At 31.4% G+C, this 12,350-nt stretch carries 10 protein-coding genes; 6 read left to right on the forward strand and 4 right to left on the reverse strand.

Annotated features, from left to right (window positions below; genetic code table 11):
* Positions 1–47 precede the first annotated feature (47 nt).
* The 5 genes from AC4PG3_RS02850 to AC4PG3_RS02870 are packed head-to-tail and all read left to right on the forward strand — an operon-like array spanning position 48 to position 5,150.
* Positions 48–1,013 (forward strand): ABC transporter permease, encoded by a 966-nt coding sequence (locus tag AC4PG3_RS02850; RefSeq protein WP_492197575.1) that lies wholly within the window; start codon positions 48–50, stop codon positions 1,011–1,013.
* A gap of 21 nt (positions 1,014–1,034) precedes the next feature.
* Positions 1,035–1,958 (forward strand): ABC transporter permease, encoded by a 924-nt coding sequence (locus AC4PG3_RS02855; protein ID WP_492197576.1) that lies wholly within the window; start codon positions 1,035–1,037, stop codon positions 1,956–1,958.
* A gap of 11 nt (positions 1,959–1,969) precedes the next feature.
* Positions 1,970–2,935, forward strand: a complete 966-nt coding sequence (locus AC4PG3_RS02860) for an ABC transporter ATP-binding protein (protein ID WP_492197577.1) — start codon at positions 1,970–1,972, stop codon at positions 2,933–2,935.
* 12 nt (positions 2,936–2,947) lie between these two features.
* Positions 2,948–3,946: an ABC transporter ATP-binding protein gene (locus AC4PG3_RS02865; protein WP_492197578.1), complete on the forward strand. Its 999-nt coding sequence runs from the start codon at positions 2,948–2,950 to the stop codon at positions 3,944–3,946.
* A gap of 13 nt (positions 3,947–3,959) precedes the next feature.
* The gene (locus AC4PG3_RS02870) at positions 3,960–5,150 is read left to right on the forward strand and encodes a M20 family metallopeptidase (protein WP_492197579.1); all 1,191 of its coding nucleotides are present in this window, start codon (positions 3,960–3,962) and stop codon (positions 5,148–5,150) included.
* A gap of 25 nt (positions 5,151–5,175) precedes the next feature.
* Here AC4PG3_RS02870 and AC4PG3_RS02875 read toward each other — a convergent pair whose 3' ends face one another.
* Complete coding sequence (locus tag AC4PG3_RS02875; protein ID WP_492197580.1) at positions 5,176–6,342, reverse strand: hypothetical protein; 1,167 nt, start codon at positions 6,340–6,342, stop codon at positions 5,176–5,178.
* A 185-nt stretch (positions 6,343–6,527) separates the two neighbouring features.
* Here AC4PG3_RS02875 and pyrG point away from each other — a divergent pair, with 185 nt between their 5' ends.
* Complete coding sequence (pyrG, locus tag AC4PG3_RS02880; protein WP_492197581.1) at positions 6,528–8,126, forward strand: CTP synthase; 1,599 nt, start codon at positions 6,528–6,530, stop codon at positions 8,124–8,126.
* Between the two features lie 37 nt (positions 8,127–8,163).
* Here pyrG and AC4PG3_RS02885 read toward each other — a convergent pair whose 3' ends face one another.
* The 3 genes from AC4PG3_RS02885 to AC4PG3_RS02895 are packed head-to-tail and all read right to left on the reverse strand — an operon-like array spanning position 8,164 to position 12,242.
* Positions 8,164–9,477: an ABC transporter permease gene (locus tag AC4PG3_RS02885; protein ID WP_492197582.1), complete on the reverse strand. Its 1,314-nt coding sequence runs from the start codon at positions 9,475–9,477 to the stop codon at positions 8,164–8,166.
* Complete coding sequence (locus tag AC4PG3_RS02890) at positions 9,470–11,527, reverse strand: COG1361 S-layer family protein (protein ID WP_492197583.1); 2,058 nt, start codon at positions 11,525–11,527, stop codon at positions 9,470–9,472. The genes AC4PG3_RS02885 and AC4PG3_RS02890 overlap by 8 nt, the downstream gene beginning before the upstream one ends.
* A gap of 1 nt (position 11,528) precedes the next feature.
* Positions 11,529–12,242 (reverse strand): ABC transporter ATP-binding protein, encoded by a 714-nt coding sequence (locus AC4PG3_RS02895; protein ID WP_492197584.1) that lies wholly within the window; start codon positions 12,240–12,242, stop codon positions 11,529–11,531.
* Positions 12,243–12,350: the final 108 nt, after the last annotated feature.

Consider the following 12,350-nt stretch of genomic DNA (forward strand, 5'->3'; position numbering starts at 1 on the left):
CTATCTTTCCTTTATCATTTTTTTAAATTTTTATGCGAGGTGATTGAATGTTTAGATATTTATCAGTAAGAATATCTCAACTTATTTTAGTATTAGTTATTGTATCAATGCTTGTATTTGTATTTACAAGTGTAATGGGTAATCCTGTGTATTTGATGGTAAGAGAAAATGCAACAGAAGCAGAAATCCAAGCTGCGGAAGAATATTTAGGATTAAACAAGCCCCTACCTGTTCAATATGGGATATTTATTAAAAATGCACTAAAGGGAGATTTTGGAAAATCATACATATACCATCAACCTGCTTTAAAGCTTATAATGGAGAGATTCCCTGCAACTTTAGAATTAGTAATAATAGCAATGCTTTTATCAGCAATTATAGGAATCCCATTGGGAGTAATATCAGGAGCATATCCTAATAAGTTTTTTAGTAAATTTGTTATGACCCTATCTATAGCAGGAATATCCCTACCTTCATTTTGGATTGGTATGGTTATGATATTTGTGTTTGGACTTACATTAGGAATACTCCCTGTATCTGGTAGAGGAACTGTGGGTACTATTTTAGGCATAAAAACTAGCATAGCCACTGTAGATGGATTAAAGCATTTAGTTCTTCCGTCTATCACTTTGGCACTGGGTACTATAGCTACTATATTGAGATTGACTAGGGCTGGAATGCAGGAAAATATGACTCAAGATTATGTTAAATTTGCCAGAGCTAAAGGTGTACCTCAGAGAAAAGTTTTATTTAAGCATGCTTTAAAAAACACTTTAATACCTGTAGTTACTATATTCGGACTTCAGTTAGGATCTTTAATAGCTTTTACAACTATAACAGAGACTATTTATGCTTGGCCAGGTATGGGAAAATTACTAATTGATGCTATAAACAGTGCTGATAGACCTATTATTTCGGCATATATATTATTTGTAGCAGTTATGTTTGTATTTATAAACTTTTTTGTAGATATTTTATATACTTTAATAGATCCAAGGATAGATTTAAAATAATTATAATAGGCAGGTGATAAGATGGAAACACAAGAAATGAGTATAAATAAAATTCAGGATAAAGATAGTAAATTAAAGGCATTTTTAAACTCAGAATTCTTTTTTAATTACAAACATTCTCCAACAGCTATTATCGGATCAATTATAGTTTTTTCTATAATTATGATAGCAATATTTGGTCCGCTGTTTACAGTTCAAAACCCATATGATTTAACTAGTTTAGATTTGGCCAATTCATATAAGCCTCCTGCATGGATCGAAGGGGGAGAGACACAGTTTTTATTAGGTACAGACCAACAGGGAAGAGACATTTTAAGTGCCATAGTTTATGGTAGTAGAATTTCTTTAATAATTGGAGTGGTTGGTACTATTTTTACAAGTGTTATAGGAATTATCTTAGGTTTAATAGCAGGATTCTTTGGAGGTAAAGTAGATTCTATAATCATGAGAATAGCAGATATACAACTTTCATTTCCAACAATGCTAATCGCCATATTTCTCATGTCCATAATAGGTAGAGGAGTAGTAAATATATTGGTGGCTTTATCTTTAGTTGGCTGGGTTAGATATGCACGAACAGTAAGGGGGGAGACCCTTTCTGTGAAGAAAAAAGAATATGTTGAAGCTACAAAGGTAATTGGTATACCTAATTTTAAGATAATTTTCAAACATATAATGCCAAATGTTTTTACATCGATTATTGTATTGTCAACAATTCAGGTAGGTTCTTTTATACTTACAGAGGCTACTTTGAGTTTCTTGGGCTTAGGAGTTCCAGTTACTAGACCTTCTTTAGGAATGTTATCTAATAATGGATTTAATGTATTATATAGCGGTTTGTGGTGGGTTTCTATTTTTCCAGGACTTTATATTATGATTATTGTTTTTGGTATTAACCTATTAGGAGACTTTTTAAGAGATGAATTAAATCCTAAATTGAAGTAAAGGAGAATAGTATGGAAAAGAGATTATTAGAAGTTAAAAATTTAAAAACTTATTTTCACACATTTAAAGGTAAGGTAAAGGCTGTAGATGGTGTAAATTTTAATATAAATGAGGGAGAAATATTAGGAGTAGTAGGAGAATCTGGAGGTGGGAAATCAGTTACTGGATTTTCTGTAATAAGACTTATAGGAGAGCCTGGGAAAATAGAAAGTGGGGAGATAATTTTTCAGGGAAAAGATCTAATGAATTTGTCTGAAAAACAGATGAATCAGATAAGAGGTAAAGAAATATCAATGATATTTCAAGATCCTATGACTTCCTTAAACCCAGTATACACAATAGGGGAGCAGATGGAAGAAGTTTTACTTTTACATGAGAAGCTAAGTAAATCAGAAAGAAAAAATAGATGCATAGAACTTTTAAAAGCAGTAGGAATTTCCAATCCAGAAAGTAGATTAAAAAGTTATCCACATCAATTTAGTGGAGGTATGAGACAGAGAGTAGTAATAGCTATAGCCCTGGCTGCAAATCCTAGGCTTATAATTGCAGATGAACCTACGACCGCTTTAGATGTGACTATACAATCTCAAATACTAAGACTTATGCTAAAACTTGTAAAAGAGCAAGGATGTTCTTTGATGTTAATCACCCACGATCTAGCAGTTGTATCTGAAATGGCAGATAGGATCAATGTAATGTATTGTGGAAAAATCATTGAAAGTGGAAAAACAAAGGATATTATAGAAAAGTATAAGCACCCATATACTAAGGGACTTATCAATTCTATTCCTGATTTAGATAAGGATTCAGAAAGACTTCAAGCTATACCAGGAATAGTACCAAATATGTTTGATCTTCCTAATGGATGTAATTTTTCTCCACGTTGTAGACACTGTGAGGATATATGTAAAGAAAAAGAACCTGAACTAAAGGAAGTAGAAGATGGACACTATGTAGCTTGTCATTTTCCGCTGTAAGGAGGTGCAATTATGGAAAACATATTAGAAGTGAGAAATTTAGAGCAAAAATTTGATTTAAGCAAGGGAATACTAGATAAACTTAAATATAAGAATGGAAAAATAGTCAAAGAAGAGAAAATCGTAAATGCAGTAAATAATATAAGTTTTTCTATAGGAAAAGGAAAAGTATTTGGTTTAGTTGGAGAGTCAGGATGCGGAAAGTCTACTACTGCTCGAACAGTTATAAAGTTAATAGAGCCAAAAGGAGGAAGTATTAAATTTCAGGGTGAAGATATAACCAATACAAATAGAAATGAGATGCTTAAATATAGAAAAAAAATTCAGATGATATTTCAAGATCCCTATGCTTCATTAAATCCTAGACAAAGGGTTATGGATATACTTATGGAGCCCATACTGTTTCATGGGATTGCAAAAAATAAAAAAGAAGGAGAAGAGAGGGTCTTAGAATTATTGAAAAAAGTAGGCCTTAGACCTGAACAAGCTACAAGATATCCACATCAATTTAGTGGTGGGCAAAGACAGAGGATAGGAATAGCAAGGGCCTTAGCAGTAGAACCAGAGCTGATAATAGCAGATGAACCAGTTTCAGCTTTAGACGTATCTATTCAAGCTCAAATATTAAATTTGATGATGGACCTAAAGGATGAGTATAATTTTTCATATCTATTTATAGCACATGATCTTTCCGTTGTAAAACATATTTGTGATGACCTTGGAGTTATGTACTTAGGAAAAATTGTAGAAAAGGGAAGTAGAGATAATATATTCAATAACCCTTTACATCCATATACAAAAGCACTACTTAATTCAGTTCCTAAAATATCAGGAACAAACTTAAAGGAATCTAAGAATATAGAAGGGGAAATTCCAAGTGCTATAAACTTACCTAAGGGCTGTTTCTTTCATGAAAGATGTCCAAATGCTAAGGATATATGCAAAACACAAATGCCTAAAGAAAGAGAAATAGAAAAAGATCATTTAGTACTTTGTCATTTATATCAATAGGAGTTGAATTTTTGTGAATATAAAAAATCGCATATTAGAAGAAGTAGAAGATATAAGGGAAGAATTAATAAATTTAAGCAAAAAGATACATGAAAATCCAGAATTGAATTTTAAGGAATTTAAGGCTGTAGAAAATATTACCTCAGTATTGAGAAATCATGGTTTTTCAATAGAAGAGAAAGTTGGAGGACTAGATACTGCATTTAGAGCTGAGTTTAATTGTAATAAAGAGGGTCCAACCATAGCTTTTTTAGCTGAATATGATGCTCTACCAGAAATTGGACATGGATGTGGACATAATTTGATAGCTACCATGTCTGTAGGGGCAGGGATTGGACTTAGCAAAGTGGCAGATAAATTATTTGGAAAGATAGTAGTTCTTGGAACTCCTGCAGAGGAAGGTGGAGGAGGAAAAGTCATTATGGCAGATAAAGGAGTATTTGATGATATTGACTATGCTATGATGATTCATCCTAGCACTACAAATTTAATATGTAGAGGTGGATTAGCTACTAGATTTATTGAGATAGAATACTTTGGGAAATCTGCACATTCATCTGTACCAGAGCTAGGTATAAATGCCCTTTCAGCGGTAATCCATACATTTAATTTAATAGATCATACTAGGGCAATGCTTCCTTTGAAATCAAATATAAACGGGATAATTAAAAATGGGGGAACAGCTACAAATATAATTCCAGACTATGCCTCCTGTGCTTTCAGTATAAGAGCAGACAATGTGAAAGATCTAAAGGTAATTGAAAAGAGTATAGAAAACATAGTGGATTCTGTGGAAAAATTGATGAATATAAAGTCAAATATCAACAAGACATTAATATATACAGAGAGATATCCAAATAGAATAATGGCAGAAAGATTAAAGGAAAATATACAGCCTCTGGGAGAAATTATGGAGTATCCAGATCCAAAGATGAAATATGGCTCTTCAGATATTGGAAATGTAAGCTTGCTTATTCCATCCATACATTCATATTTGAGAGTTGCACCTTTAAATACCATTAGTCATTCTGTAGAATTTACAGAAGCATCAATAACAGATATGGCATTAAATCAAATGATTAAGGGTGCTAAGGCCCTGGCTTTAACTGGATTTGATATATTAAATGATGAGGATTTACAAAGACAGATATATGAAGAGTTTTATAATACAGTACCTAAATATACTAAAGAAGATTTAGGATAATAAAAAACCCCCAATTTGGGGGTTTTTATAGACTGTCACCTAAAGCATAAAATTCTATATTTTTTATCTGAATTTCTTCTTTATCTGTAGACTTTATTTTAAATGCAGATATCTTATATTGCTTTTGTTCAGTCATTTCACCATTCAAGGTTAAAATTATCACTTTATTATTATTTTTGAAGCTCACATCTTGTATAATACCAGCATTTGTCTGATAGCTACTTATAGATGATGCAGAATTAGTATCTACAGATTTTGTGAAAAAAAGATGAATCTCCTGTGAGTTATTTGTCTTTACATCTATAAAATCAAACGAGACTTCATCTGTGGATATTTTATCTACCTTAAAACTTTTAAAATATGTAGATTTATCTTTACTTTCGAATCTATATTCATAACTACCAATTTCAAGTTCATCTATTCTATGTTCGAAATTACCTTTTTTGTCTAAATCTATAGAAATTAGTTTTGCTCCGCTTTTTATAGTAGAAGTAGTAGGTCTTAGATTTAGTTTTAGGGAATTTGTACCTTGAGCAGTTCCTTTAAAGGTTACAGAGTTTTTATCTACTATAATTTCTGAATCCACTTTAAATATTTTAGGTATATTTAAATCTAATATATCACCTAATGTAAGCAAACTTCCTTTTTTAGTTTCATTTAAGGTATTTAGCACCATATATGCCATTTCACCTCTAGAGAGATTGTCTGAAGGGTTAAGTTCAAGATCTTTTGTTATACCTAAAGATTTAGCATACTCAGGGACTTCATTCCAATCCTTTGCCTCTTCTCCATATCCAAGAGCTCTTAATAGCACTGTTTGAAATTGTTGTACAGTTACATAGCTATTAAATCCAAATTTATCTTTTTCTATTCCTTCTATTAATCCTTGATCCTTTGACCAAGTAATATATGGGATATAAAATTTACGATTTGAATCTAAATCTTTGAATACATTTTTACCTATATAGTTCTTAGCCTTTTCCTCTTCTTTATAAAGCCTTGAGATCATAACTACCATATCTTGCCTTTTCAGGTTGTCATCCAGCATTAAGTCGTCGTCATTATTACCTTGTAAAACACCGATATCCTTTAGAACATTTCCTACTTCATCATATACATGTTCTGCAATTACTGGAGCGAGTGCTGATAATAATAAGACTAAGACTAATAGTACTGCTAATAGTCTTTTCAAAATTTCTCTCTCCTTTCATATTTTACTAATTCAATTATACTACATTAATATGTATTTTAATATTACAATCTAGTTACACTATAGATAAATACTAAATTTCAAAAATAAAATTGACTTCTTTTTTTTATTAGTATAAAATGATATAGTTAATTAAGAGATAAACAGTTGATGAAAGGAGATAAGATATGCCAACTAAATATATATTTGTCACAGGAGGAGTGGTATCTTCTCTAGGAAAAGGGATCACAGCTGCAAGTTTAGGTAGGCTTTTAAAAAGCAGAGGATTAAAGGTTACAATTCAAAAGTTTGACCCATATATAAATGTGGATCCAGGAGCTATGAGCCCATATCAACATGGAGAAGTATTTGTTACAGATGATGGTGCGGAAACAGATCTAGATCTTGGACATTATGAAAGATTTATAGATATAAACTTAAATAAAAACAATAGTGTAACTACAGGTAAAATCTATTGGACAGTGTTAAATAAAGAGAGAAATGGTGACTACGAAGGAAGGACAGTACAAGTAATACCACATATTACAAATGAGATAAAAGAAAGACTTATGAGAGCATCTAAAGAAAAAGAGGTAGATGTAGTGATCACAGAAATAGGTGGAACTGTTGGAGATATAGAATCTCTACCATTTTTAGAAGCTATAAGACAGATAAAATATGATGTAGGCAAGGAAAATGTAATGTATATCCATGTTACTTTGATTCCTTATCTTTCTAAAGCTGGAGAATTAAAGACTAAACCTACTCAACACAGTGTAAAAGAATTGAGAAGTCTTGGAATTCAACCAGATATATTAATATGTAGAACGGATGTAAATTTAGAGCAAGAATTAAAGGATAAAATAGCTCTATTTTGTGATTTAGATCCATCTGAAGTAATAGAAAACTCAAATGTAGATTCAATTTATGAATTGCCTATAATGCTAGAGAAACAAGGATTAACAAAACTTGTAATAGACCATTTAAATTTACAGTGTGAAGAATTAGATTTAAGCAATTGGAATAGCTTATTAGATAAAGTAAATAATATAAAAGGTTCAATAAATATTGCCCTAGTAGGTGAATATGTAGAGTTGAAAGATGCCTATATCTCCATAGTAGAATCATTAATTCATGGTGGAATTGAAAATGGTGTAGATGTAAATATAAAATGGGTTCAATCAAAGGATATAGATGCAGACAATATAGATGAAACATTGAAGGATGTAGAGGGAATATTAGTACCTGGAGGATTTGGAGATACAGAAGCAGAAGGAAAGATAAAGGCTATAAAATATGCAAGAGAAAATAAAGTACCTTTCTTAGGAATTTCAATGGGTATGCAACTTGCAGTCATAGAATTTGCCAGAAATGTTTTAGGTTTGAAAGATGCAGACAGTACTGAATGGAATAAAAATACTCTATATCCAGTAATTGATTTAATGCCTGAGCAAAAGGATTTAGAAGCTACAAATGGAAAGATGAGAAAAGGGCTTTTCCCATGTAAAATAGAAGAAAATACTTTGGCAATGGATGTATATAATGATGAAATAATCTATGAGAGACATAGACACAAATATGAATTAAACAATGAATATAGACAGCGATTACAAGAAAAGGGACTTGTGGTATCTGGAATATCACCAGATGAAAGATTAGTTGAAATAGTAGAACTAAAAGATCACCCTTGGTTTATAGGAGTAAACTTCCATCCAGAGTTTAAATCAAGACCTACAAATGCACATTGTGTATTTAGGGAATTTGTAAAAGTAGTAAAAGGAGAATAAATATAAAAAACCTTCCATTTGGGAAGGTTTTTTATATTTATTCAGTTCTAATTGCTTCAAGTGCTGATAGATTCATTGCACGTCTTGCAGGGAAATATCCTGAGATTATGCCTATTGCAGCTGAAAATGCCATAGAGGCAAAGACTATCCAAATAGGTATAACAGATAACTTTACATCTGGGCTACTACCCATACTTTCTAAAAATGGTCCTCCAAATTGATTTATACCAAAGGAGAGTAGATAGGAAAATGCTACTCCAAATACTCCTCCTAATAGTCCTATAAGAGCTGATTCAAATAAAAATAGTCTCTTTATATCTTTTAGAGATGCTCCTATAACTTTCATAACTCCAATTTCTTTGGTTCTTTCATATATACTCATTATCATTGTATTTGTAATTCCAATAGCAGCTACAAGTAGTGAAATCGCACCTATTCCACCAAGCACTGCCTGAATCACTGCAGTTTGGCTTTTAACTGAATCCAGTTGATCATTTAGACTAAAGGCATCAAAACCCATTTCTTTTATAGTATCTTGAACTGTTTGTACATTTTCAGGATCATTTACTTTTACATCAATTTTATTGTATTCTTTGGACTTTCTTTTACTTTGACCTTTAGTATCTTCTACCTTTTCTTTTTCCTTAATCATATCTTCGACATCGCTAATTGGCATATATATACTATACATATTATCCCAATTACCTTCTTCGAGTACTCCTGCAGCTTTTATCTTGTATTCTTTATAATTCAGCGGTTTTTGACCAGGCATATCATAGCCATAGTTTGGATTTAAGTTAAGACTTATTTTATCTTTCATAAGATCTATATCTATTTCTCTCCAAACCCTGGCATTTGGATCATAGAAATAGTCTTTTATGCCTGCACCATATACTGCAGTTAATTTATCATTTCTGTTTAAGAGTCGCCCCTCTTGTACTTCAAATCCAAAGTCTTCCATAGAATCTGGATCAATTCCTTTAATATTTGCATTTGCAATATACTTACCATTTATAAAGCTACCATAAGTTTCTACCATAGGGCTTACTGCCATCACATTTGGAAGATTTTTCAAGTTTTCTACTGCCTTATTATCTAATTTTTCAACTTTTTTGCTTGGACCACCTGTGGGGCCCATATCTCCACCCCATGACTTACGGACATTTATAGTGGTTAAACTTCCCATTCTAGCTATTTCATTTTCAAAAAATTGATTTAAGCCAAAACCTATACTGAGCATTACAATAATTGAACTGGCTCCAATTATTACCCCTAAAACTGTTAGAAAGGTTCTAAGTTTTCTTCTCCACAGGTTTTTTGCTCCCATTAAGATTAGGTCAATTCTACTCATCTAATGCCATTTCCTCTTCTTTTTTCTTTTTTTTCTTTTTTATCACTATGCCAGTTATAATTGCTGCAGCGATTATAGTTATCCAAAGAAATGGACTTTTAAGTAATCCTGTTATACCTTTAGGGCCTTCTTCCATATCTTCAGGAGGGAAATTTTCATCCATAGGTGGCATATCTGTTACATTTAAACTAAATTCTTTTCTTATCTCTTGCTCTTCACCTGAGGAGTCTTCATAGGTAAATACTACATCTCCTTCTAGAGTACCTGGTTCATTTGGTATTACATATCCCTCAAAGAACTCACTATTACCACTATCAAAATTACCTACATAGTATTGAGCATTCTCTGTTTGGAAATCTCCTTCTAATTTTACCATCATATTAGATAGTTGAACTTTTCCTGTATTGTAAAATTCTAAGGATATTGGAGTTGATTGACCAACAAATGCTTCAGGCATATATTCAAGTTCCCCTAAATCTAACTTTGACTGTTGAACTACTGGAACACCTATTAATTCAGTTGCAGTAAATGATTCTGTCTCTGAATCTTCATATTCAAAATTTGCAGTCATAGTATATGTTTTAGCTTTTGCATCTGGAACTGTAAACATGGTAACCTTTTTTTCCACTCTACCTTTAGGAGGGATACTATCTATATAAAAAGTATTTGATGTATTTACAGGTGTAAATACAGATCCTCCAGTAGAAACAGTATCTGAATCTTGAATTTCATCAGCAGTTAGAAATATCTTGATATTCTTTACACTTCTAGTACTATTTGTATTAAAGAATGAAAGGTTCATAGTAAACTCTTCGCCAGCCTTAACTAAAGTAGGCATAAAGCTATATTTATCTATAATAAGCTTTGGAGTGCTTTTTTTGTCATCATCAGGGTTAAATGCATTTATACCTACATATTGAGTGACTTCTATTCTATTTTCTTCACCTTGATTTAACTCATCTTCATAGGTTATACTTATATTTATAGGATAAGATCTAGTTATAGAATTCTCAGTAGGACTAAATACAAATGTAAATGATTCAGAACACTCGGGATCTAAATCACTTAATTTTTTAATTCCTATAGATTTGGGAATTATTGCTTCATCTGGGCTGTCCACCTTTATTATTATATCAGAAGCACTTAAATCACTATTATTTTTTAAGTCAAATTTGAGGATAAAATCTTTATTAGGTACAATCTTTTCCGTAGGATATTCTAAATTTTCTATAGATAGATTAGCTCCCAGGTCTTTATCATCTTCAACAGTGAGGTAAATCTTTTGTGGTTCTTCTTTACCATCATAACTAAATATTGCTTTTAATTCATATGTACCTGGTTTGATATTTTTAGAAGATTGCAATTCAAATCTAATTACATGTAAAAATCCACCTGAAACTTTTCTAATATATCCTAAATCTGAACCAGATGCTATAAAAAATTCATTATTATTTAATCCTTCTAATCTAACTTTTATATCTTCTGAATCTATAGTACCTTTGTTTTCAAAGAAAACATCTAGACTTACATCTTGACCTGGATAGATAATATCAGGGTAAGTTACGATATCTGATATTATAATCTGAGGTTGTATGGTCCCATCCTTTACTTCTACATAGATGATTTCTTCGTAACTTGCTTTATATGTTCTATCATATCCAGATGTATATCTATATTCAAATTTTAAAGTGATTGGATAATTCCCTGGTTTTGCTTTTGAATCTGCTTTTATCTCAAATTTTATTCTTTCTTTTTCATCTTCTTCTATATCCTTAATTGACATAGAATTAGTGAAATTATTAGTAGAAAATGGGCTGTTCTCTCCAAAGATAGGGGTCATAATTATATCTTGTGCTTCAGCTTCTCCGGTATTTTCTAGACTGAATCTTATAGTTTTAGTATCATCTGGATTTATTGAGGGAATATCTTGATTTTTTATATTAAGTGAAGGTTGATAAAATTCTGTTTCTATTTCTGTAGTAAATCCTAAACTTGGTATTATAGTAAAAATCATTAAAACTATTAGCATGCTACATATAAATCTTTTCATCTTAAACAATTTCCCCCTTGATTATGTTTTCATTTTCTTCAATTTTTTCTATAAGACCATCTCTTATGTAGACTATTCTATGTGCATAGTCAGATATCTCAGTATCATGAGTAACTATTATAAGTGTTTGATTGGCCTCTCTAGCCATACCTGTGATTAGATCCATTACTTCGAAGGTAGTATTTGTATCTAGATTACCAGTAGGTTCATCTGCAAATACTATCTTAGGATCTCCCACAAAGGCTCTTGCAATACTAACTCTTTGCTGTTGTCCACCACTCATCTCTGAAGGCTTATGATGTAGCCTGTTTCCAAGCCCTACATTTTGAAGCATTTTTTTTGCCATTTTTTCTCTTTTAGCCCTAGGAACTCCTTTAAATGTCAGCCCTAAACTTACATTTTCTAAAGCAGATAAAGTGGAGATAAGATTATATGATTGAAATACAAATCCTACATGTAATTGCCTAAATTGGGTTACCTTTTTTTCGCTCATTTTTTCTAAATGGTGATTCTTAATTATTATTTCCCCTCTAGTAGGCTTTTCAAGACCAGCCATCATATTTAAAAGGGTACTCTTTCCTGAACCAGAAGTACCTAAAAGACATATAAATTCACGTTCTTGTATATTAAGATTTATATTCTTTAATGCTACGATTTTTTCTTCTCCCATTCTGTATACTTTTCTTAAGTTTTTTAATACTATTAAATCATTCAAAGAAAACTCACCTCCTAAAAAGTCTTGTTATTTTATAATATCATAAAGAATTTTGAAAAGAGTTACAATATGATTAAATATTGGCAATTATAGATTCATATATTACCT

The organism is Tissierella sp. QWL-11 (genome assembly GCF_058683765.1).

What these genes read in the sequence shown, in the direction of transcription:
- AC4PG3_RS02865 (WP_492197578.1), top strand. Translation starts at nt 2,948, where the DNA reads ATGGAAAACATATTAGAAGTGAGAAATTTAGAGCAAAAATTTGATTTA.
- pyrG (WP_492197581.1), top strand. Translation starts at nt 6,528, where the DNA reads ATGCCAACTAAATATATATTTGTCACAGGAGGAGTGGTATCTTCTCTA.
- AC4PG3_RS02860 (WP_492197577.1), top strand. Translation starts at nt 1,970, where the DNA reads ATGGAAAAGAGATTATTAGAAGTTAAAAATTTAAAAACTTATTTTCAC.
- AC4PG3_RS02855 (WP_492197576.1), top strand. Translation starts at nt 1,035, where the DNA reads ATGGAAACACAAGAAATGAGTATAAATAAAATTCAGGATAAAGATAGT.
- AC4PG3_RS02885 (WP_492197582.1), bottom strand. Translation starts at nt 9,477, where the DNA reads ATGAGTAGAATTGACCTAATCTTAATGGGAGCAAAAAACCTGTGGAGA.
- AC4PG3_RS02850 (WP_492197575.1), top strand. Translation starts at nt 48, where the DNA reads ATGTTTAGATATTTATCAGTAAGAATATCTCAACTTATTTTAGTATTA.
- AC4PG3_RS02890 (WP_492197583.1), bottom strand. Translation starts at nt 11,527, where the DNA reads ATGAAAAGATTTATATGTAGCATGCTAATAGTTTTAATGATTTTTACT.